Source organism: Nitrospirillum guaranorum, assembly GCF_034653275.1.
GTDB lineage: Bacteria > Pseudomonadota > Alphaproteobacteria > Azospirillales > Azospirillaceae > Nitrospirillum.
On sequence record NZ_JAYEES010000003.1, the window covers coordinates 1,529,067 to 1,550,629 of the forward strand.

General features: G+C 68.1%; 16 protein-coding genes and 1 pseudogene. 7 read left to right on the forward strand and 10 right to left on the reverse strand.

All coding sequences use genetic code 11. The features are described from left to right. Nucleotides 1–37 precede the first annotated feature (37 nt). From UAJ10_RS16025 to fliF, 4 genes are all read right to left on the reverse strand, one after another. A complete protein-coding gene (locus UAJ10_RS16025; protein ID WP_322916230.1) occupies nt 38–598 on the reverse strand; it encodes a motility protein A in 561 nt (186 codons plus the stop codon). 423 nt (nt 599–1,021) lie between these two features. Next, the gene (gene fliN / locus UAJ10_RS16030; protein ID WP_004273939.1) at nt 1,022–1,324 is read right to left on the reverse strand and encodes a flagellar motor switch protein FliN; all 303 of its coding nucleotides are present in this window, start codon (nt 1,322–1,324) and stop codon (nt 1,022–1,024) included. A gap of 79 nt (nt 1,325–1,403) precedes the next feature. Then, a complete protein-coding gene (locus UAJ10_RS16035; RefSeq protein ID WP_322916231.1) occupies nt 1,404–2,114 on the reverse strand; it encodes a FliH/SctL family protein in 711 nt (236 codons plus the stop codon). 15 nt (nt 2,115–2,129) lie between these two features. Further along, complete coding sequence (gene fliF / locus UAJ10_RS16040; protein WP_322916232.1) at nt 2,130–3,791, reverse strand: flagellar basal-body MS-ring/collar protein FliF; 1,662 nt, start codon at nt 3,789–3,791, stop codon at nt 2,130–2,132. A gap of 290 nt (nt 3,792–4,081) precedes the next feature. Here fliF and UAJ10_RS16045 point away from each other — a divergent pair, with 290 nt between their 5' ends. Both UAJ10_RS16045 and UAJ10_RS16050 read left to right on the forward strand, forming a co-directional pair. Next, nucleotides 4,082–4,393 (forward strand): autorepressor SdpR family transcription factor, encoded by a 312-nt coding sequence (locus UAJ10_RS16045; RefSeq protein WP_322916233.1) that lies wholly within the window; start codon nt 4,082–4,084, stop codon nt 4,391–4,393. A gap of 4 nt (nt 4,394–4,397) precedes the next feature. Beyond that, on the forward strand, nt 4,398–5,060 hold the full coding sequence (locus tag UAJ10_RS16050; protein WP_322916234.1) for an SdpI family protein: 663 nt from the start codon (nt 4,398–4,400) through the stop codon (nt 5,058–5,060). A gap of 2 nt (nt 5,061–5,062) precedes the next feature. On the opposite strand, the gene UAJ10_RS16055 is transcribed toward UAJ10_RS16050, so the two are convergent. Both UAJ10_RS16055 and UAJ10_RS16060 read right to left on the reverse strand, forming a co-directional pair. Further along, on the reverse strand, nt 5,063–5,494 hold the full coding sequence (locus UAJ10_RS16055; protein WP_322916235.1) for an MAPEG family protein: 432 nt from the start codon (nt 5,492–5,494) through the stop codon (nt 5,063–5,065). 156 nt (nt 5,495–5,650) lie between these two features. Beyond that, entirely contained in the window at nt 5,651–7,918 is a 2,268-nt protein-coding gene (locus UAJ10_RS16060; protein WP_322916236.1) for a TonB-dependent receptor, read from the reverse strand. Nucleotides 7,919–8,404: 486 nt separating this feature from the next. Between UAJ10_RS16060 and UAJ10_RS16065 the strand changes: the two genes are divergently transcribed. After that, complete coding sequence (locus UAJ10_RS16065; RefSeq protein ID WP_322916237.1) at nt 8,405–9,646, forward strand: efflux RND transporter periplasmic adaptor subunit; 1,242 nt, start codon at nt 8,405–8,407, stop codon at nt 9,644–9,646. Beyond that, a complete protein-coding gene (locus UAJ10_RS16070) occupies nt 9,643–12,780 on the forward strand; it encodes an efflux RND transporter permease subunit (RefSeq protein WP_322916238.1) in 3,138 nt (1,045 codons plus the stop codon). The genes UAJ10_RS16065 and UAJ10_RS16070 overlap by 4 nt, the downstream gene beginning before the upstream one ends. Before the next feature lie 15 nt (nt 12,781–12,795). Here the strand turns inward: UAJ10_RS16070 and UAJ10_RS16075 are convergent, their stop codons facing one another. Continuing rightward, nucleotides 12,796–13,134, reverse strand: a complete 339-nt coding sequence (locus tag UAJ10_RS16075; RefSeq protein WP_322916239.1) for a DUF1491 family protein — start codon at nt 13,132–13,134, stop codon at nt 12,796–12,798. Nucleotides 13,135–13,273: 139 nt separating this feature from the next. Here UAJ10_RS16075 and surE point away from each other — a divergent pair, with 139 nt between their 5' ends. Together surE and UAJ10_RS16085 are read left to right on the forward strand one after the other, a co-directional pair. After that, a complete protein-coding gene (surE, locus tag UAJ10_RS16080; protein WP_322916240.1) occupies nt 13,274–14,041 on the forward strand; it encodes a 5'/3'-nucleotidase SurE in 768 nt (255 codons plus the stop codon). Nucleotides 14,042–14,180: 139 nt separating this feature from the next. Beyond that, nucleotides 14,181–14,375 carry a hypothetical protein gene (locus UAJ10_RS16085; protein WP_088871714.1) on the forward strand — a complete coding sequence of 65 codons (195 nt, stop codon included), beginning with the start codon at nt 14,181–14,183 and terminating at the stop codon, nt 14,373–14,375. A 130-nt stretch (nt 14,376–14,505) separates the two neighbouring features. Here the strand turns inward: UAJ10_RS16085 and UAJ10_RS16095 are convergent. From UAJ10_RS16095 to UAJ10_RS16105, 3 genes and pseudogenes are all read right to left on the reverse strand, one after another. After that, a pseudogene (locus UAJ10_RS16095) lies at nt 14,506–16,169 on the reverse strand (diguanylate cyclase). Beyond that, on the reverse strand, nt 16,145–16,537 hold the full coding sequence (locus UAJ10_RS16100; protein ID WP_322916242.1) for a response regulator: 393 nt from the start codon (nt 16,535–16,537) through the stop codon (nt 16,145–16,147). Before UAJ10_RS16100 ends, UAJ10_RS16095 begins: the two are co-directional and overlap by 25 nt. A 187-nt stretch (nt 16,538–16,724) precedes the next feature. Then, the gene (locus tag UAJ10_RS16105) at nt 16,725–18,860 is read right to left on the reverse strand and encodes an ATP-binding protein (protein ID WP_322916243.1); all 2,136 of its coding nucleotides are present in this window, start codon (nt 18,858–18,860) and stop codon (nt 16,725–16,727) included. Nucleotides 18,861–19,404: 544 nt separating this feature from the next. Between UAJ10_RS16105 and fusA the strand changes: the two genes are divergently transcribed. Further along, the gene (gene fusA, locus UAJ10_RS16110; protein ID WP_322916244.1) at nt 19,405–21,546 is read left to right on the forward strand and encodes an elongation factor G; all 2,142 of its coding nucleotides are present in this window, start codon (nt 19,405–19,407) and stop codon (nt 21,544–21,546) included. Nucleotides 21,547–21,563 lie beyond the last annotated feature (17 nt).

Genomic DNA, 21,563 nt, shown 5'->3' on the forward strand with positions numbered 1-21,563 from the left:
GGGACGTCCCACCGGGGGCGCGTCCGTCGTCCAACCATCAATCGTAATGGTTCAGCCGCAGCTCCGGCGGCAGAACCGTGTTCATCATCATCTCCAGCCGGCGCGGATTCTCCTGCCGGGCGATGGAGATGGCGCCCAGCATGAACAGCGTGTCCACGATGGCCTGGGCGTCGGTGTTGCGTTCCAGCTTTCCGGCCAGCGGCGCCAGGGCCATGTTGCCCACCAGCGCGCCGTAGAAGGTCGTCAGCAAGGATATGGCCATGGCCGGGCCGATGGCTGACGGGTCCTGCAGGTTGCCCAGCATCTGCACCAGGCCCACCAGGGTGCCGATCAGGCCCATGGCTGGCGCCACTTCCGAGGCGCGGCGCAGCACCGCGGCGCCATGCCGGGACCGGGCCTGCTGAGCCTCGATTTCCGTACGCAGGATGCGCTCCACATCCTCCGCCGCGATGCCGTCGACCACCAGCTCGATGGCCCGGGCCTGCAGGGGCTCCACCCCCTTGTCCTTCATCAGCGGCTGCAGGGTCAGCGGGCCGTTGCGCCGCGCCGCCTCCGCCATCTGCAGGACATAGCCGGAGACGTCGGCGATGTCGGCCACCGGCCGCATCAGGGCGCGGGCCAGCTGGCGGCGGCAGGCCGCCAGAATCCTCCCGCGCGAAGGAGACGATGGTGACGGCGATGGTGCCGCCCACCACGATCATGAGCGAGGGCACGTTGATGAAGGCCCGCGCGTGCCCGCCGAAGGCCAGGGCCGAGAACACCAGCGCGAACCCCGCCGCCAGCCCCAGCACCGTCGTCAGGTCCAGCCCATGGCGCACCCGCACCGGTTCCGGCAGGGGGGCGGACGCTGGCGCCTGGGCCCCCGCCGGATGGGCCGGCCCCTTGGCCTCGTTCGCCGCCTCCGGCGCCGGCGCGGCCGCGGCCACCCGTCCGGCGGCGGTGCCGGCGGCGCGCAAGGTCGGGGAAGGGGGGCGGCTGTTCAACGGTCTCTCTTTTCTCGACTACGTTTCTCGACTACGGATCAGGTGCGTTCGGACTTGATGATTTCCGTCATGGTCACGCCCAGGCGGTCTTCCACCACCACCACCTCGCCGCGCGCCACCAGGCGGTTGTTGACGTAGATGTCGATGGCCTCGCCCACCTTGCGGTCCAGCTCCACCACCGCGCCACGGCCCAGCTTCAGCAGCTGGCTCACCTGCATGGTGCACTTGCCCAGCACGGCGGAAATCTGGACCGGGATGTCATAGACGGCCTCCAGGTCCTTCACGATAGGGGCGCCATCGGCGTCCATGCCTGCTTGGCCGTCGAAATCGTCCAGGCTCATCGCTTCCCTCGTTTCTCACCGCCGGGGCCGGGCCCGGTCACGCATCCCATAACATGCTGGCCCATCAGGGCCCATACGCTCATTCCGCCGCTTCGCGGCCATCCTCCAGCGGGCGGCCGAGGTTGCCGGCGATGCGGTCGATCTCCGCCCACAGGGCGGCCACGTCGCGCTCGGCGCCGCCGTCGCCCCAGTCGGCCTTGCAGTCCAGTTCCCCGGCGCGGGGGTCGGCCACCACGGCGACGGAGCCGGCGAAGCCCTGGCGCGCCGCCATGTCCTCGATCTTCTCCTTGATGGGGGCCAGCCAGTTCTCATGCACGCGCACCAGCAGGCGCGGTTCGTCCGACAGCTCCGCCAGGAAGGCGTTGACCGACGCTTCCACCTCCACCAGGCCGTGGCGCTTGACCATGGCCGGGAACAGCTTGCGCACGATGGCCAGCGCCATGCGGGTCGTGTTCTGGGCGCGCAACGCCCGGCCATGCGCCTCCGCCTGGATCAACTGCCCGACGCTGCCCTGCAGCTGGGCCAGCACGTTGGCCAGCGCCAGGGCCGACTGGTCGGCGCCCGCCTGCATGCCCTCGGCATGGCCTTGGGCATAGGCGGCCTCGCGCGCCATGCGCACCTGCTGCTGCAGGTCGGCCAGGCTGAAGGTGGGTTCCGGCGGCGGTGGCGGCGGGGCTGGCGGTTCCGGCGGCGGGGGCGGCTCCGGCGGCAGCTGCTCCTCCGGCACTTCGACGCGGCGGCCTTCGGGATCGAAGGAATTGTCGAACAGGAATCTGCGGATGTTGGTCATCGGCTACGTCCGCGCTCAATTTTCCTGGTACAGCCAGTTCCGGATGATGGACACGGCCTCTTCCGGGTGCTTTTCGACGATCTCGCCCACCTTGCGCAGCGAGGACGCGCGTACGCGGCCGTCGACGCGGTTGATGTCGATCATCTGTTCCAATTCCTCGTTGGCCTGGGCCGCCTCCAGCGCCAGCTCGCGGGCCAGGGCGCCGCCGCCGGGGCCGGCCAGCTGCGGCACACCGCTCTGGTCGGACAGCAGGTCGGGCTCCTCATCCAGCTGCGGCGTGCGGTCCAGGGCGCGGGCCACCAGCGGCCGGATGACCAGCAGGATGACCAGGATGGCGACGATGGCCAGCACGATGGTTTCCGCGATGCGGAACACGTCCTGCTTGGGCAGGCCAAACAGGGTTTCTTCCTTGGCCTCCAGCTCACCTTCGGGAGTGGCGAACTTCATGCTGACCACGTCCACCGTGTCCCCGCGCGACCCGTCATAACCGATGGAGGAGCGCACCAGCGCCGCCAGCTTCTGCAGCTCGTCGTCGGAGCGCGGCTGGTACTGGGCCACACCCTTCTCGTCCGGCGCGTAATTGCCGTCGACCAGCACGGCGACGGACAGCCGGCGCACCTGGCCGGCCTCGCGCTCATGGACCTTCACGGTCTTGCTGATCTCGTAATTGATGCGCTCGTTGGTCTTGGTGGTCTTGGAGCTGGAGGAGCCGTTGGTGGTGTTCTCGGCGTTGGCGGAGGGCAGGTTGTTCGCCACCGTCACCGGGTCCTGGCCTTCCTTGTTGACGTCTTCCGAGTTCTCGTTGTTGGTCTCGGTGGAGCGCACGACCTGGCTGTCGGGGTCGAAGATTTCGCTGTTCGTCGTGATGTGGTCGAAATCCATGTCGACCGTCACCTCGGCGCGCACCTTGCCCATGCCCACCGTGCGGCCCACGATCTCCTCGACCTTGTCGGTCAGGCGCTGCTGATAGGCGAGACGCTTCTCTTCCGCCGTCGCCATCATGGCTTCCTTGCTGTCGGAACCCATGCCCCGGGCCAGCAGGTTGCCCTTGTCGTCCACCACCGACACCATGTCGGGCTGCAGTCCCGGGACCGACGCGGCGATCAGGTGCTGGATGCTGGCGACCTGTTCCTTCTTCATCTGCTGGCCGGGGCGCAGGCGCAGGACGACGCTGGCCGTGGCCTTCTGCGTCTCACGGCTGAACAGCTCGCGCTTGGGCAGCACCAGGTGGATGCGCGACTGCTGCACCGGGGCCAGGGTGTTCACCGTGCGCGACAGCTCTCCCTCCAGGGCGCGCAGCTGCTGGACGGACTGCATGAAGCTGGTGGTGCCCAGGCTTTCCGCCTGGTTGAAGATCTCATAGCCGACGTTGCCGCCGGTGGGCAGGCCCTGCTGGGCCATCAGCATGCGGATGCGGCCCACCTGGTCGGCCGGCACTTCGATGCGGGTGCTGTCCGGGCTGACCTGGTAGGGCACCTTGGGCTGCATCTGGTCCAGCTGCTGCACGATGGCGCCGCCGTCGCTGGGCGACAGGTCGCTGTACAGCAGGGCCATGTTGGGCGAGGAGCCGTTGAACAACAGGAAGCCGAACAGGGCCAGGATCAGCAGCGCGACGCCACCGATGGCGCCCATCCGCACCGGCCCCAGATTACGCAGGGTCTGCAACAGGTTTTCCAAGGTCCGCTCCCGGGCCGGCGGTCACCGAAAAATCACAGGGGAGTCTATAGTGTCGACTCCGCGTTTGCCAGGATTCTGGGAACGTTCAGGGAATGAAATAGGGGGTGGTGGGCAAAAATTTCCTACACACCGTAAAGTGTGTCATTTGCGTCACGCATTTTGCCAGATAGCCGGGTGTTGCATTCAACAAGGGCTACCTCGGAGGCGAAAATTGCAAAATGCAATGGTGGCGCATGGTCGCCTCGAGCCGGCCTTGACTCTATTTCGCTAATTAGCTAAATACCAACACCATGAATCGTGTCTTCAAAGCCCTGGCCGATCCCAGCCGCCGCCGCATCCTTCAGTTGCTGCGCGACGGCCCCTTGTCGGCTGGCGATATCGCCAGCCACTTCGACTTGGCCAAGCCCACCCTGTCCGGTCATTTCGCCGTGCTGCGCGAAGCCGACCTGGTGGACCAGGAACGGCAGGGCACCACCATCTACTACCGCCTGAAGCTGTCGGTGCTGGAAGAGGCGCTGTCGGGCCTCATGGACAGCATGGGCATCGGGCAGGCGGAACCGCGGGACGCTCCCGCCGGCAATATGTCCAGGCAAGGGAAGTGAACCCATGTCCGCACGCTTTTACTGGGCCGCGACCATCCAGATCCTGGTCGTCATGGTGTTGGCCAGCGTCTATGCCCTGACGCAGGTGGGGCTGGATGCCACCCTGCCCATCCATTGGGGGGCGGACGGCCAGCCGGACAATGCCGCCAAGGCGCCCTGGGCGCTGGCGCTGTCGCCGCTCCTGACCCTGGTCTTCGCGATGGGGCTGCCGGCGCTGGCCGGCATCACCCCGCGCGCGGCGAACCTGGAACGCTCCGGCACCGCCTGGCGCACCGCGCGCCTGTCGCTGACCGGCATGCTGGCGCTGACCCATTTCGTCATGGTGGGCCGGGCCCTGGGCCATCCGGTGGACTTCTCCCGGACCCAGCCGCTGCTCTTCGGCGTGTTCATGATCCTGATGGGCAATGTGCTGGGCAAGATCCGCCAGAACGATCTCTTCGGCATCCGCACCTGGTGGACGCGGGATGACGAATGGGTATGGGACCGGACGCACCGCTTCGGCGGCCGGCTGTTCGTGGCGGGTGGTTTCCTGCTGCTGGCCCTGGCCTTGTGGCTGCCGCCCTTCCATATGCGGGGCCCGGGGCTGACCATGGCGGTGCTGCTGCCCGTTGCCCTGGCCTCCGTCGTCCGCTCCTACCTCTACTGGCGCGTCCGTCCCGGCCGGTGAGCTCAGGCCGGGAAGGTCAGCAGCGTCAGGCCCAGCCGCACCCACATCGCCGCCAGCACGGCCATCGACACCAGGAAGACCGCGGCACGGTGCAGGACGTTGTTGTAGGTCAGGTGGATGGCGCTCTGGATGATGCGCAGCGCCACGAAGGCCCAGGCCAGCGCCTCATAGAGGTGGTCGCCCTGGCGCAGCACCATCAGCACCACGCAGATGACGTAGAACAGCGGCGGCACCTCCAGCAGGTTGCTGAAGGCGCGCTGGGCCGTGGCACACCCGTCCGTCTGCGTGCCCGCCGTGAAGTTGCGGAAGTAGGACAGCCGCACATTCCCCCGCCTGACCGCCCGCACCCGCATGACGAACAGCCGCAGGCCCACCAGCACCGTGAGCAGGAACAGGACGAGCATGGGAAAAAACAGGGCGATGCTGCTTGTCATGGCCATCGTCGCGCAGAGAAAACGTCATGAGCAAGCTACGGCTTTTTAGGGCGACTGGAAGCCCGATCACCCGCTTAGGCCGATGGCCATAAAGAAACGGCGCGCGGGAAGGTATCCGCGCGCCGGTCTTTGAACGTCCCGTTAAGGCTTGGTTGACTAGAACCGCACCTTCACCGTGCCCAGGATTTGGCGCGGCGGCTGGGGGAAGGCGCCCAGGGGGCCGTTGTCGTCGGCCTCGATCAGGTTCACCTTGCGATCGAACAGGTTGCGCACCGTCAGGCTCAAATCCACGGTGTCCTGATGGGGCGGCGTCCACGTCCAGGTGGTGTTCCACAGGGCGTAGCCGCCGCTGACGCGGCTGTTCTGGCTGTCGTAGGCATAGTCGCCGAACATCTCCACCCACAGCTTGCCCGACAAGCCCCACGTGGGGATGCCCTGGTTCAGGGCGATGCTGCCCGTATGCCGGGGCACGCCCTGCACCCGCTTGCCGGTGAAGTCGCGCTGGATCAGCGTGTCGCTTTCCACGAAGCGGTCGTCCAGCCAGTAGGCCTCGGTGTAGCCATAGGTGACATCGGCCGACAGGTGGGGCACCAGGCTGTCCAGGCGGGCGCTGCCCGCCAGTTCCACGCCCTGGGACAGCTGCTCACCCGTGTTGAAGGTCTGCGGCACGCCGTTGACCTCCACCACCTGCAACAAGTCGTGGCGCTGCAGCCGATAAACGGTGACGCTGCCCGACAGCAGGCCGCCGAAGGCGTCGCCCTTGACGCCCGCCTCCACATTGTCCGCCAGTTCCGGGTTCAGGCCGGTCTGGCGGGTGCGGAAGGACCACAGCGGCCCGAAGGCGGCGGAGAAGCCCTGGCCGTAGGCGACATAGGCGCTGACCCCGGGCGTCACCTTCCACGTGACCGACGCCTTGGGGCTGAAATGCGCGTTGTCGTCGTAGGCGGTGCCGCCCGGCGTGATGGCGCCGTTGGGCCCGCCGCTGGTGGTGTCGCCGTAGACGACATGCCGCTCGAAGTAGTCATAGCGACCGCCCACGTCCAGGGTGACGGGCCCGACGGTCCGGTCCACCTGCAGGTAGGCGGCGTAGGCCCGTTCGCGGCCATAGGCGTTCAGCTGGGTGTCCGTCACCCATTGATCGGTGTCGATGTCCTGGCCGGTCAGGATGCTGCGCTGCTCACCGTAGTAGTAGGTGTCGTCCAGCTGGCCGGTCCAATGCTCGGTATGGTGGGCGCGCACCTGCTCCGCGCTCACGCCGCCCAGCACCTGCCACGGCCCATGGGTCCAGGACAGCTGCTGCTCGCCATACCCCGTGATGGTGTTGCCGTCGACGCGGAAGCCGGTGAAGGTGACGGAGCCGGCGCTGGGATCGTACTCGTTGGCGAAGCCCTGCAGGGCGGAGGTCAGGGCCTGGCGGACGTGCAGCTTGGTGGTGGCCACCAGGCCGTCGGCCAGGTCACGCTCATACGTCGCCGTGGCCGTGGCCATGCGCTTGTAGAAGCCAGCGTTGTCCTCGTTCCAGTTGGCCTCGCGGCCGCCCGGCAGGTTGATCAGCTCACCCCGGCCGTCCACCGGCAGCTCGCCGGCCAGCTGCTGGCGCGTGTCCACCCAGGTGGCGGTCACGGTCAGGCGGCCGGCATCGCCCATGTCCAACTGGTGCTTCAGGAACAGGTTGGTCTCGTTGCGGCCGGTGCGGTCGCGCCAGCCGTCGCCCCGCTCATGCCCCACGTCCAGCAGCAGGGCGCCGCCCTTAACCGTGGGGGTTTGCAGCAGGGCGTCGCCATGCAGCCAGCCGTCGCTGCCGGCCTGCAGGGTGACCTCGCCCTTCGTCTCATCCGTGACCTCGCGGGTCAGGTAGTTGATGGTGCCGCTGATGGCGCCCCGGCCGTACAGGGCCGACATGGGGCCGCGCACCACGTCCACCCGGCCCACCGCGCTGTAGGGCAGCTGTTCCAGGTCCACCTCGTCATCCCCGGTGACGTAGGGGATGCCGTCCATCATCACCACCAGGGTGTCGTTATGCACCTTGGCAGGAACGCCGCGCAGCGTGATCGAGGTGTAGGTGCCCATGTCGTTCTTGGACACCAGCACGCCCGGCAGGTCCGTCAGTTCGTCGCCGATGAACAGCACACCCTTCTGTTCGAACTCGTCGCGCGACACGGTGGACACGCTGGCGGGCACGTCGCGCAGGGCTTCGGCCCGGCGGGTGGCGGTGACGATGATCTGGTCCAGCGGGGAGTCGCTGTCAGCGGCGGGACCCACAGAGGCGGGTGTCTGCCCGCCGGTGGTATGGGGGTCGTCGGTATGTCGGCCGGTGGTATGGTCGGCGGTATAGGAGGACGAAACGTCTGCAGCCAGGGCGGCCGAAGCCGAGAGGACGGGCGAACCCGCCAGGATGGTGGACAGCAGCAACAGACGGCGCATCGTTTCAGAAGCCTCCTCAGGTCTTTGAATGCGGAAATGTGGGAAAACGGCGCCGGTGTACCCTATTCGTCGCAAACTGCGAAGGCATGAACGCGCCGTGGCCGGAGATGGGCGGTATGTTCCGCCAAAGGGACGGCGCTCGGTGCCCGACCCCTTCCAGGCGGCGCACCCTTTGGGGATGGGCCTCAGACTTTAAGGATAGTGCCTGGGGCCGATGCATATCTTATAAGATGGCGAAAAACCGGGATCCGCGACGTTTTGCCTTCTTGGGTGTGGGGCCGGGAGGCTGGTGGTCGTGCGGACGAGGCGCGGAGTTGGGTCGCAGATGCCGACGCGTGGGTTGACAGGGCTGGGCGTGACGCCCGCCGTCCGAGGGGCGGCGGTCGGGGCGGCTGTTGATCGCGATAACGCGACTGTCGTCGTTTTGCCCCATGATGCCACCGGTCCCATTGCCGCCCGTACCCGCTCGCTCCCGGAGAAGTCCCGATGAATCGTCGCACGGCCGCCGCCGCGCTGGCCCTGGTCCTGGTCGCCGCCTACGGCGGTTACCGCGTTTGGGGCGCCAGGTCCGAGGCGTCCGGGGCGGGGGTCGAGACCGCGGCCGCGACGGGCAAGCGTGGTCCGGGCACCACCGGCAACGGCCCGGTGCCGGTGGTGACGGCGCGCGTGCGGCGCGGCGCCATGCCCATCGACGTGGCGGCGGTGGGCACGGTGCAGCCCATCTCCACCGTTCAGGTGCGCGCCCGCATCGACAGCCAACTGATGGAAGCGAAGGTGGAGGAGGGGCAGGAGGTCAAGTCCGGCGACCTGCTGTTCCTGCTGGACCAGCGACCGCCCAAGGCCGCACTGATGCAGGCGGAGGCCAACCTGGCCCGCGACCAGGCGAACCTGGCCCAGGCGCGGTCGGACGCCCAGCGCAACGCCGGCCTGTTCGCGCGGGGGGCTGTCTCCCAGCAGCAGAACGAGCAGTCGTCGGCCACCGCCAAGGCGCAGGAGGCCACGGTGCTGGCCGACCAGGCGGCGGTGGATCAGGCCCGCCTGACCCTGGCCTTCACCGAAATCCGGTCCCCCATCGACGGGGTGGTGGGCAGCATACAGCTGCGCCCCGGCAACTTGGTGAAGGGCAGCGACAGCGGCTCCACCCTCACCACCCTGGTGCAGGTGGCGCCCATCAACGTCACCTTCACCGTGCCGGAGAAACATGTGACGGCGGTGCGCCAGGCCCTGCGCTCCGGCCGGCCGCCCCTGGTCTCGGCCAGGACCGCCGACGGCCTGGTGGCCGCCACGGGCCGCCTGGTCTTCATCGACAACAGCGTGGACGCGCAGTCCGGCACCATCCAGTTGAAGGGCCTGTACGACAACAAGGACCGCGCCCTGTGGCCGGGCCAGTTCGTGGACGTCACCCTGCACCTGGGCATGGAGGCCGATGTGCTGTCGGTGCCGGCGGTGGCGGTGCAGCGCGGCCAGGCCGGGCCTTACGTTTTCGTGGTCAAGTCCGACGACACGGTGGACATGCGCCCGGTGACGGTGGGGCGCTTCGCCGAGCAGGGGGCCGTGATCGCGAGCGGCGTCGAGGCGGGTGAGCGGGTGGTGACGGAGGGCCAGCTGCGGCTGGTCCCCGGCGCCAAGATCGTGGAACGCCCGGCCAGCCCGGCGGGCGGGGTCGAGGCCGACAGCGCCAATCCCGGCGCGGGCGCCGTGCAGGCCACCGGAAAGGCGCGCACGTGAACATTTCCGAGCTTTGCATCCGCCGGCCGGTGATGACCGTCCTGCTGACGGCGGCCCTCATCCTCAGCGGCGTGCTGGCCTACAAATACCTGCCGGTGGCGGCCCTGCCACGCGTGGACTTCCCCGTCATCAGCGTGTCGGCCAGCCTGCCGGGCGCCAGCCCGGACACCATGGCGTCCTCCGTCGCCATCCAGCTGGAGCGTGAGTTCTCCACCATCGCCGGCATCGAGAGCATCACCTCCAGCAGCGTGCAGGGCAGCACCAACGTCAACATCCAGTTCGAACTGGACCGCGACATCGACAGCGCCGCCCTGGACGTGCAGGCCGCCTTGTCGCGGGTGCAGCGCCGCCTGCCCATCGAGATGACCACCCCGCCCAGCTACCGCAAGGTGAACCCGGCCGACCAGCCGGTGCTGCTGCTGGCGCTCAGCAGCGCCACCCTGCCGCTGAGCCAGGTGGACGAATACGCAGAGACCCTGTTGAGCCCCGCCCTGTCCACCCTCAGCGGCGTGGCCCAGGTGCAGGTCTGGGGCGCGCAGAAGTTCGCGGTGCGCATCCGCCTGAGCCCCGAGGCGCTGACCGCTCGCGGCATCGGCGTGGATGAGGTGCAGAACGCCATCATCGCGGCCAATTCCAGCTCGCCCGTTGGCGTCGTCTCGGGCTCCTCCCAGCAGCTGATCCTGGAGACCAACACCCAGCTGTTCGACGCGCAGAGCTTTTCCCACCTGGTCATCGCCACCCGCAACGGCGCGCCCGTGCGCCTGGGCGACGTCGCCAGCGTCATCGACGGGGTGGAGAACGACCGGACGGCCAGCTGGTTCAACGGCACCCGCACCATCGTCCTGGCCATCCAGCGCCAGCCCGACGCGAACACGGTGGAAGTGGTGGACGCGGTGAAGCGCGTCATCCCCACCTTCAAGGCCAGCCTGCCGCCCTCCATCGACATCAATGTGCTGATCGACCGGTCGCTGTCCATCCGGGCGGCGGTGGAGGATGTGCAGTTCACGCTGATCCTGACCATCGGCCTGGTGGTGATGGTCATCTTCCTGTTCCTGCGCAAGGTCAGCGCCACGCTGATCCCCGGCATCGCCGTGCCCATCTCTCTCATCGGCGCCGCCGGCGCCATGAAGGCCTTCGGCTTTTCCATCGACAACATCTCGCTGCTGGCGCTGACGTTGTCGGTGGGACTGGTGGTGGACGACGCCATCGTCATGCTGGAGAACATCGTCCGCTACATCGAAGAGGGGATGAGCCCGTTCGAGGCGGCGGTGAAGGGCAGCCGGGAAATCGGCTTCACCATCGTCTCCATCACCCTGTCGCTGGTGGCGGTGTTCATCCCCATCTTCATGATGGGTGGCGTGGTGGGCCGGCTGTTCCATGAGTTCGCGGTGACGGTGACCCTGGCCATCGCCGCCTCGGCCATCACGTCGCTGACGCTGACGCCCATGCTGTGCAGCCGCTTCATCCACCATGACCACCACGCCAAACCCAACCGGTTCGAGCGGGTGACGGAGGCGGGGTTCCAGGTCTGGCTCCGGGGCTATGACCGAACCCTGACCTGGTGCCTGGCCCATCGCCGCGTGGTGGTGGCCGTGTTCTTCGCCACCCTGGTCGGCACCGTGGTGCTGTTCCAGCAGGTGCAGAAGGGCTTCTTCCCCACCGAGGACAACGGCCAGATCTTCGCCCAGACGGAGGCCCGGCAGGACATTTCCTTCGATGCCATGATCGCCCTGCAGCAGCAGGTGGCGACGGCGGTGGCCAAGAGCCCCTATGTGGAGACCTTCATCTCCTCCGTCGGCGGCGGCGGCAACGTCACCAACGCCGGCCGTGTCTTCATGTCCCTGAAGGACCGCGCCCATCGCCCCAAGATGGAGGCGGTGCTGCAAAGCCTGCGCAAGGACGTGGCCGACATCCCGGGCATCAACGTCTTCTTCCAGCCGGTGCAGAACCTGAACGTCTCCGGCCGCCAGTCCAAGAGCCTGTACCAGTACACGCTGCAGGGCCTGGACCAGCCGCAGCTGTACCAGTGGGCGGACCGGCTGATGCAGAAGATGGCGCAGATGCCGCAGTTGCAGGACGTGACCAGCGACCTGCAGCTGTCCGGCCAGAACGCCTCCATCCACATCGACCTGGACAAGGCCTACATGCTGGGCCTGACGGCGGAGAACCTCCGCTCCAGCCTCTACAGCGCCTTCGGCACGCGCCAGATCTCCACCATCTACACGCCGACCAACGATTACGAGGTGATCCTGGAGCTGTCACCGGAGGCGCAGAAGTCGGCGGACGTGCTGAACCGCATCTACATCCGCTCCGACAGCGGCAAGCTGATCCCCCTGGGCGCCGTGGCCCGCATCGACCGCACGTCAGGGCCCATCAGCGTGAACCACCAGGGGCAGCTGCCCGCCGTCACCCTGTCGTTCAACCTGACGCCGGGCGTCTCGCTGGGCGACGCCGTCACCGCCATCGAGGGCGTGCAGCGCGACATCGGCATGCCGGACAGCATTTCCGGCAGCTTCCAGGGCACCGCCCAGGTGTTCCAGCAGGCGCTGGCCAACCAGGGCCTGCTGCTGCTGACGGCGGTGCTGGTCATCTACGTCGTGCTGGGGGTGCTGTATGAAAGCTTCATCCACCCGCTGACCATCCTGTCCGGCCTGCCCTCGGCGGCGGTGGGGGCGGTGGGCTCGCTCATGCTGTTCGGCTTCGACCTCAGCGTCATCGCCATCATCGGCGTGCTGATGCTGATCGGCATCGTGAAGAAGAACGCCATCATGATGATCGACTTCGCGCTGGAGGCCCGGCGCGATGGCGCGACGCCGCGCGACGCCATCTACCGCGCCTGCCTGCTGCGCTTCCGCCCCATCATGATGACCACCATGGCGGCCCTGATGGGCACGCTGCCCATCGCCCTGGCGTCGGGCGCCAGCGCCGAGCTGCGCCAGCCGCTGGGCGTGGCCGTGGTGGGCGGCCTGGTGGTGTCGCAGTTGCTGACGCTCTATATCACCCCGGTGCTGTACCTCTACATGGAGGACTTCAGCCGCTGGATCGACCGGCAGCTGCACCGCCAGAAGACCCGCCGCGCCGCCCGCCGCCTGGTGCCCGCCAACACCGACGGCCGCGCCAACGCGGCGGAGTAGGGGTGGCGGAGTCGGTCAGATCACCTTCCCTTCGAAAGGATGGCTGCCGTCGCGGCTTTCCACCTCGATCACCCAGAGGTCGGGATCGCGCCGCGTGGCGCGCTCGATGAAGGCGTCGGCCTCGGATTCCGGCACCTGGGCGCCATTCAGGCCGGGAAACCAGCCCAGCTTGCCGTCCATGTCGCGGCTCTGGGTGTAGACCTTGGCGCCCTGGAAGGGGATGACGACCTTCAACAGGATCAGGCCGCTTTCCGTCTCGCCCTTGCGCAGGACGTAGACGGGGATGCTGTCGGCGGCGCAGCGGCGTAGGTGCAGCTGGACCCAGAGGGCGGTGGACAGCCGGTCGTCGGACATGGTCCCGGGGTTCCTGAAGAATTGGACGGGAAAAGCGGTCAAAGCGGAGCATGCGCGACATTGCGGCTTGCCATCCGCGCCGCCGCCCGGAAAGGTGCGCCCGTATCTATAGGGTTCCACCGCTGCCGAGGCCAGAGTCATGACGCCACCCGTTCCGCCCGCCCGCCGCCTGGGCCGCGTGCTGCTCACCAATGACGACGGCATCAACGCCCCCGGCCTGGCCTTGCTGGCCGAGCTGGTGGCCGATGTGGCGGAGGAGGTGTGGGTGGTGGCCCCGGAAAAGGACCAGAGCGGCATGTCGCGCGCCGTCACCCTGACCACGCCCCTGCGGGTGGAGGAGCGGGGGGAGCGCCGCTACGCCCTGACCGGCACGCCCAGCGACTGCGCTATCTTCGGCCTGCGCCACCTGTTGAAGGACACGCCGCCGGACATCGTGCTGTCCGGCATCAACCGGGGCGCAAATGTGGGGGATGAGGTGCCCTATTCCGGCACCGTGGCGGCGGCGCTGACCGCCCGCCTGCTGGGCGTCCCCGCCATCGCCTTCAGCCAAGCTTTCACTAGGGGTGGTCATGTGCGGTGGGAGACGGCGCGGGCCGTCTTCGCCCGGTCGCTGGACCATGCGCTGGACCTGCGCGTCGCCACCAACGCCGTGCTGAACGTGAACTTCCCCGACGTGGACGCGGCCGACGTGGGTGACGTGGTACTGACGCGGCAGAGCCGGGGCACCCTGGACCGCATCGACGTGGAGCCGCGCGCGGACATGCGCGGCGGCACCTACTACTGGATGGCCTTCCGCCGCCACATGCCCATCCTGGGCCCGGACACGGACGCCGGCGCGCTGAAGCACGGCCTGGTGTCGGTCACGCCCCTGGGCTTCGACATGACCGCCCCGGAAGGCATCGCCTGACCAATCCGCCCCAGACGGCATAGCCTGACAGAGACCACCTGGCCCACGCTTTGCTTCCGTATAAAGGGAAGGGGGCCGGCGGCCGGCCCCCAGGATTCCCGGATCGGACGGGAAGCCAGGCCAGCCAAGGGGGTTCGCCATGTCGGGCGTGTCGTTGTTCCAGGGAAAGATTTACCGGGTGGGCAGAAGCGTGCTGGTGCTGGGCTTGGCGCTGGGCGCCCTCAGCGGTTGCGTGGTGGTCGATGCCGCCGGCACCGCCGTGGGTACGGCCGCCGACGTGGCCGGTACCGCGGTCAGCACCACGGCCAAGGTCGTCACCGCGCCTGTGCGCTGACCCGTTGGCATTCATGCCAATGGTAGCCCGCGACTGCGGGCGCCGGAGCGTTTCGGGGAAACGGTGGACTGAAACGCGAGGAAGGCAAGCGGCCGGATGGCCGCGCCCGCCGCTTGAGGGGCCTATAAAACTATCCCCGTTCAATCCTGTTGCGGCCGGCGTTCTTCGCGCGATACAGCGCGGCATCGGCCATCAGGTTCAGGGCCTTTGCGTCCAGCCCGGGTTTCAGCCCCACGACGCCGCCGGAGAAGGTCACCTGGAACTGGGTGTCGCCGTGCACGTAGGGGATTTCGCTGAACTGCTGGCGCAGCATGTCCAGCCGGTCCGCCGCGTCCTCCGCCCGGGTTTGGGGCATCAGCACGGCGAACTCCTCCCCCCATAGCGCCCGATCATGTCGCTGCGCCGCAGCCGCTGCTGCAACAGGCGTGACAGGCCCTTGATGACCCGGTCGCCGGCCCCGTGGCCATAGCGGTCGTTGACCTTCTTGAAGTGGTCGATGTCCAGCATGGCGAAGGACAGGTCGGTGCCGTCGCGCTGGGCGCGGGCCACCTCGGTCGCCAATAAATCCTGGATCATCGGATGGTTGTAGGCGCCGGTCAGGCCGTCGCGCACCATCAGGGCCTTCAGCTGCCGGGCGCGGCGGGCGCGGGCGCGCACGGTTTCAGCCAGGTCGCCCAGGTCGATGGGCTTGGTCAGATAGGCGTCGACGCCCGTGCGCACGGCGGAGCGGTGCGTCTCCGCGTCCAGGTCCGCCGTCAGGAAGACGATGGGCAGGGCCAGCAGGCCGTCGTACTGGCGCAACACCGCGGCCAGTTCGAAGCCCGTGCACTGGGGCATGATCAGGTCGGTGACCATCAGGTCGGCGTTGTGGTCGTACAGGGCCTCGACCGCCTGCAGGGGATCGGTCACCAGTCGCGTCTGCATGCCGGCGGATTGCAGCGCCATTTCATAATAGGCGCCCAGGGTGGCGTCGTCGTCCACGATCAGGATGCGCAGCGGCTGGTCGGGATCACGCTCCGTCAGGCGGTCCAGGTGGTCCACCAGGGCGTTGGCGTCGGGCGGCTTCACCACATAAGCGTCACAGCCGGCCCGCGCCGCGGCCAGGCGGGCGGCGAAACCGGTGGCGGACGACAGCGCCACCATGGGGATTTTGCGCCCCTTGGCGTCCGTCATCTGGGGGGTGCCCGCCACCATGCCGAGCGGGTTCACGTCCAGGATGATGGCTTCCGGTGCCGCCCTGGACACGGCGGCGGCCAGGGCCGGGGTGTCGGGGAAGACGCTCAGTTCGTAGCCGTAGGCGGCCAGGATGTCGGCCAGGTCGTCCGCCCCCGCGCCGTCGGCCTGCATCAGGTAGATGGACCGATAGGGCCCCTCGCTGGCCTGGGTGGGCGCCAAGGGCAGGATGTCCAACTGGGGGGCCGGCTGGGCGGCACCGAACACGGCCTGTTCCAGCCCGTCGACGGCGGCCCGCAGGACAGAAGGGGCGATGGCCCCGGTCTGGTTGACCACGCCCTCCAGCGCGCGGGCGGCGACGCTCAGGTCCGGCAGGCCGAAGGTGGCGCCGGAGCCGACGAGGGAGTGGGCGTGGCGCGCCAGGTCGGCGCGGGCGGCGCTGGCGTCGTCGCCGTCCAGGCCTTCCAGCGCCTCGGCCGCCTGCCGGATTTGCGCCAGGCGATCCGGCAGGCCGGCCATAAAGTCCTGGCGGATTTTCTGCACCCGCGCCAGCAGCTCCGCCGGCAGGGTCGGCATGATGGGCGGGGTGTCCTGGATCATGTCGGGCCGGCGCCACCCCATAGGTCGCGCACGGTGTCGGGCAGGCTCATGGGGTCGAAAGGCTTCGCGATCACGCCCACCGCGCCCAGTTCCTTGAAGCGCTGGACCTCGGATGGCTGCACCTTGGCGGTCATGAAGGCGACGGGCACGCCGGCCAGGGCTGGGCGCTGGCGGATGGCGGCCAGGGTGGCGGGGCCGTCCATGCCGGGCATCATGGCGTCCAGCAGGATCAGCTGTGGCGTCCAGCCGTCCAGGATTTCCAGGGCGCGGGCGCCGGACTCCGCCATATGCACGTCAAAGCCGCCGACATGACGCAAGCTGAGTTCGACGATGGCGCGGATGTCCGGCTCGTCATCGACATAGAGGATGCGGTTCAGTGACTCGGCCATGCTGCCTCGCGGTGGTCTCATGCGACGGACTTGAGTGCCATGGTTTTGGGGTGCCATGGTCTTGGGAGGGACATGCCGGCGTCCCATTGGCGCTACAATACGCATCAGGGTAGCCGCCGGGGACGGCGGGCGCAAATGGAGTTCGGGCGACAGTCGGCCACGGGCTGCCGGGCTGCCAGGGTGCCGCTCAGGGGGGCGGGGGGGTGTCGGCGCCAGATCGGGCGTCGGGCTGGGCGTCCAGGCGCCCGGATGGCAGGGTCAGCACGAACTCCGTGTCGCCCGGGTGGCTGGTCAAGGTCATGTCTCCGCCGTGGCGCTCCACGATGGCCTTGACGATGGACAGGCCCAGGCCGTTGCCGCCCTTCTGCCGGCTGTCCGACGAGTCCGCCTGGGCGAATTTCTGAAACAGGCGGGGCTTGAACCAGTCGGGCACGCCGGGGCCGTTGTCATGCACCGACAGTCGGACACGGCCGTCCGCCATCTCGCCCAGCACGGTGACGACGCCGCCCGGGTTGGAATATTTGATGCCGTTGGAAACCAGGTTGGCCAGCACCTGCCGCAGGCGCCGCGGGTCGCCCACCACGGGCAGGGGACCGGCGGCAGTGTGGCGCAGGGTGACGGTGTGGTCCTCGGCCATGGGGCGCAGCGTGTCCACCGTCTCCGCCGCCAGTTCCGCCAGGTCCAGCGTGTCCGCCTTCAGGTCCAGGGTGCCGGACTCAATACGCTCGATATCCAGCAGGTCGTTGACGATGGCGATCAGCCGCTCGCTGTTGCGGTCGGCGATGCGCAGCAGGTTCTGCGCCTGGACCGACAGGGCGTCGGGCATGCCCAGCGCCAGGCGGATGGACCCGTGGATGGACGTGAGTGGCGTGCGCAATTCATGGCTGACGGTGGAGATGAAGGCGTCCTTCATGCGCTCCACCTCCTTGCGGTGCGTGATGTCGCGCAGCACCAGGGTGTAAAGCGGGTGGTCGTCCAGTTGGGTGGTGGTGACGGTCAGTTCCGCCGGGAAGCGGCGGTCGCCGCCGCGCACCTCCACCTCGCGGGGGCTGATCCCTTCCAGCGCCAGGGGCAGCCACAGGGGGCCGGCGGCCCGCTCCAGCACGGCGCTGGCGGCGGCGCTGGCCCCCTCCAGGCTGGGCAGCGTCAGGAAGTCGTCCACCGGCAGGCCCAGCAATTGCCGCACGTCGCGGCCCAGCATGGCGGCGCCGGCGCGGTTGGTCGACAGGATGACGCCCGCCTCGTTGATGGTCAGGACGCCGTCCTCCAGACTGTTCAGGATGCTGTCCAGCCGCTCGCGGCTTTCCTGCACGGTGGCCAGCATGCGGCGCTCCAGCGCCTGGCGTTCCGCCCGCTGACGCTCGCGCGCCTGCTTCTGTTCCTTCAGCGATTGCAGGGCGCGCGCCATGGTGCCCAGTTCGTCGCCGCGGCCAGCGCCGGTGATGGCGATGGTGATGTCGCCCCGGGCGATGCCACGCAGCGCGGTGGTCAGGGCCACGATGGGCAGCACCAGGCTGCGCGACAGCAGCACCCAAATGCCGATAGCGGTGGCGACGATCAGCAGGCCGCCGACCACGACGCCCTGCAAGCCTTCCGACTGCGCGTTCCGCTGGCGCACCAGATCCTGGTCAAGCATCTCGCGTTCGGCCGTCGCGATGGCGTCCAGCGTGGCGCGCACGGCGTCCATGGCGCGCTTGCCGCCTAGGGCGCGGGCCTGGTCGCGGGCCAGCGCCCGGGTGGAGGGATCGGCCGCCATGGTCAGGGTGGGGTTGGCGTAGCCGTCCTGCCAATCGCGCACCTCGGCGCGCAGGGTGTCCACCCGTCGCTGCTGCTCGGTGTCGCCCTGGGTCAGCGCTTCCAGCCGGGCCAGGCGGCTTTCCTGCGACTGCATGGCTTGGCGCGTCGGCTCCAGGAAGGTGGGATCGCCCGCCACGATATAGCCGCGCAGGCCCGTTTCCTGGTCCAGCATGGCGGTGCGCACCGCCTCCACCGCCTGGATGACGGCCAGGGTCTGCTGGCTGTCGCGGGTGGTGCTGACGATGACGTCGATCCTGCGCATGCCCCACAGGCAGACCGCCGCCGCCAGGACGAACAACAGGGTGAAGGCCAGGAACAGGCGGCGGGGAATGGACAGGCCCTGCAGGGGGCGCGCCTGGGCGTCGTCGGGCGGGATGGGAATGTCGGCGCCGGCGGCGTGGGCGTCGGTGATGGTCGCGTCCGGGGACGGCCGGGCGCTTTCCTGCGGACTTGTTCTTTCGGTGCCACCATGGGCGGTGCCACCGTGGGCGGCGCTGTCGGCCGGGGCGTTGAGGTCCAGGATCATCCGCTTTCGTCTTGCCGTCCGGGGCACCCCGGCTCCTGGGGTGCGGCTGACACGCAGGCTTGCCCCCCAATCGTTAAGAATTCCACTATGGGGGCACCCATTGCGGGTAGGCGGGGCGGTGGCCCCGGAGGGTGGGGGCCGCCTCATGCCGAACGACGATTCCACGCCGTTCGCGCACGATCACCAAGGGTGCATTTGGTGGGAGTTTCGCGAACTAGGGGGGTACTTTAGCCCTAGGCCATGCCGGACCGGACCGGATCCGGCCCCGATTCCGGCTTGCCACCCGGTGAATCGGCCCGGCGGCGGGGGAAGGGCCCCGGCCATGCGCGTGAATCTCCCCTGCTCAGGGGTGACATGCCGCATGAGCCCTTGGAAAAGGTGGCGGAACGCGCTAGATATCCGCCCGCCCGGGAGGTAATGCGGCGTGCCGTCGACCCCCCGGCCCTTTTTCATGCGGGTCCTTTCAGGGCCCGCGCTCGTTTTTGAACATCCCCCGCGCCGGCTTCATTCTTTTGCACCGGACGTTGGACGACGGAGCCCTCTAATGCCCCGCAGCACACCGCTGGACGACATTCGCAACATCGGCATCATCGCCCACGTCGATGCCGGCAAGACGACGACCACTGAGCGCATCCTGTACTACACGGGTCGCAAGCACACGATCGTCGACATTCATGACACCAAGGACCTGAAGTCGTCGACCACGACCGACTATCTGGAACAGGAACAGAAGCGCGGCATCACCATTCAGTCCGCTGCCGTGTCCTGCTTCTGGAAGGACAAGAAGATCAACCTGATCGACACCCCAGGCCACGTGGACTTCACCATCGAGGTGAACCGCTCCCTGCGCGTGCTCGACGGTGCCGTGGTGGTGTTCGACGGCGTGGCCGGTGTGGAGCCCCAGACCGAGACCAACTGGCGCCTGGCGGACAACTACAACGTTCCGCGTATGTGCTACGTCAACAAGATGGACCGTTCCGGCGCCAGCTTCAGCCGCTGCGTGGACATGATCCGCAAGCGCTTGGGCGCCACCCCGGCCGTCATCCAGCTGCCGCTGGGCTCGGAAGACAACTTCCAGGGCATGATCGACCTCGTCGAGATGAAGGCTTACGTCTGGTTCTCCGAGGAAAAGGACAGCCAGTGGGAAATCTGGGACGTCACCGACGACCTGGCCGACAAGCTGAAGATCACCAACGCCTACGACCGTGAGCTGCTGAGCAAGGTCGCGGACTTCCGCGCCGAGCTGATCGACACCTGCCTGATGCAGGACGACGCGGCCATGGAGCAGTACCTGGAGTCCGGTGAAGAGCCGGCCGCCGCCGTGCTGAAGGAATGCCTGCGCATCGGCACCCTGAAGGGCGACTTCACCCCGGTCCTGTGCGGTTCCTCGTACAAGAACAAGGGCGTGCAGCAGCTGCTGGACGCGGTCGTCGCGTTCCTGCCGTCCCCGACGGACGTCGAGGCCATCAAGACCGTGGACCCGGACGGCAACCCGAACGGCGAGCGCAAGTCGTCGGACGACGAGCCCTTCGCCGGCCTGGCCTTCAAGGTCATCAACGACAAGTACGGTTCGCTGACCTTCGTGCGCGTCTACTCGGGCGTCGTCGCCAAGGGCACCTCCCTGCTGAACACCACCCGCGGCAAGCGTGAGCGCATCGGCCGTATCGTGGAAATGTTCGCCAAGGAAGCGAACGACCTGGAAGAAGCCCGCGCGGGCGACATCGTGGCCTTCGTCTCGCTGGCCGAGACGGATACCGGTGACACCCTGTGCGACGCCACCGCCCCGGTGGTGCTGGAGCGCATGCGCTTCCCCGACCCCGTGATCAGCGTGTCGGTGGAGCCGAAGAACCGTGCCGACCAGGACAAGTTCGGCGCCGCCATCGGCAAGATGGTCCGCGCGGATCCGTCGCTGCGTCTGGAAACGGACCGCGACACCGGCCAGACCCTGCTGCGCGGCATGGGCGAGCTGCACTTGGAAGTGACGCTCGACCGTATGCGCACCGAGTTCGGCGTGGAAGGTGTGATGGGTCGCCCGCAGGTGGCCTACCGCGAGACGATCACCAAGACCGTCGAGTACACCTACACCCACAAGAAGCAGACCGGTGGTTCGGGCCAGTTCGCCGAAGTGAAGATCCGCTTCGAGCCGAAGGAACGCGGCGCCGGCTTCACCTTCGTGGACAAGGTCGTCGGCGGCACCGTGCCGCGCGAATACATCCCGTCGGTGGGCAAGGGCCTGGAAGTCCAGAAGGAAGACGGCGTCCTCGCCAGCTACCCGACCGTGGACTTCGAAGCCACCCTGCTGGACGGTAAGTACCACGAAGTGGACTCGAACGCCCTGACGTTCGAAATCGCCGCCAAGGCCTGCTTCCGCGAAGGCATCCGGACCGCCGGTCCGATCCTGCTGGAGCCGGTGATGAAGGTCGAGGTGGTGGTTCCGGACGACTACCTGGGTGACGTGATCGGCGACATCAACCGTCGTCGCGGCACGGTGCTGGGCCAGCTGGAGCGTGGCCACAACATCGCCGTCGAATCCCACGTGCCGCTGTCCGAAATGTTTGGTTACATCGGTCAGCTGCGTGGCATGACCTCGGGTCGTGGCTCCTACACCATGGAGTTCTCGCACTACGACCCGGTGCCGAAGAACGTGGCCGACGAAATCATCGCGAAGAGCGGCAAGGCCGCCTGAGCCTGATTTCAAAGGCA

What these genes read in the sequence shown, in the direction of transcription:
- fliN (WP_004273939.1), bottom strand. Translation starts at nt 1,324, where the DNA reads ATGAGCCTGGACGATTTCGACGGCCAAGCAGGCATGGACGCCGATGGC.
- UAJ10_RS16035 (WP_322916231.1), bottom strand. Translation starts at nt 2,114, where the DNA reads ATGACCAACATCCGCAGATTCCTGTTCGACAATTCCTTCGATCCCGAA.
- UAJ10_RS16045 (WP_322916233.1), top strand. Translation starts at nt 4,082, where the DNA reads ATGAATCGTGTCTTCAAAGCCCTGGCCGATCCCAGCCGCCGCCGCATC.
- UAJ10_RS16050 (WP_322916234.1), top strand. Translation starts at nt 4,398, where the DNA reads ATGTCCGCACGCTTTTACTGGGCCGCGACCATCCAGATCCTGGTCGTC.
- UAJ10_RS16055 (WP_322916235.1), bottom strand. Translation starts at nt 5,494, where the DNA reads ATGACAAGCAGCATCGCCCTGTTTTTTCCCATGCTCGTCCTGTTCCTG.
- UAJ10_RS16060 (WP_322916236.1), bottom strand. Translation starts at nt 7,918, where the DNA reads ATGCGCCGTCTGTTGCTGCTGTCCACCATCCTGGCGGGTTCGCCCGTC.
- UAJ10_RS16065 (WP_322916237.1), top strand. Translation starts at nt 8,405, where the DNA reads ATGAATCGTCGCACGGCCGCCGCCGCGCTGGCCCTGGTCCTGGTCGCC.
- UAJ10_RS16075 (WP_322916239.1), bottom strand. Translation starts at nt 13,134, where the DNA reads ATGTCCGACGACCGGCTGTCCACCGCCCTCTGGGTCCAGCTGCACCTA.
- surE (WP_322916240.1), top strand. Translation starts at nt 13,274, where the DNA reads ATGACGCCACCCGTTCCGCCCGCCCGCCGCCTGGGCCGCGTGCTGCTC.
- UAJ10_RS16085 (WP_088871714.1), top strand. Translation starts at nt 14,181, where the DNA reads ATGTCGGGCGTGTCGTTGTTCCAGGGAAAGATTTACCGGGTGGGCAGA.
- UAJ10_RS16100 (WP_322916242.1), bottom strand. Translation starts at nt 16,537, where the DNA reads ATGGCCGAGTCACTGAACCGCATCCTCTATGTCGATGACGAGCCGGAC.
- UAJ10_RS16105 (WP_322916243.1), bottom strand. Translation starts at nt 18,860, where the DNA reads ATGATCCTGGACCTCAACGCCCCGGCCGACAGCGCCGCCCACGGTGGC.
- fusA (WP_322916244.1), top strand. Translation starts at nt 19,405, where the DNA reads ATGCCCCGCAGCACACCGCTGGACGACATTCGCAACATCGGCATCATC.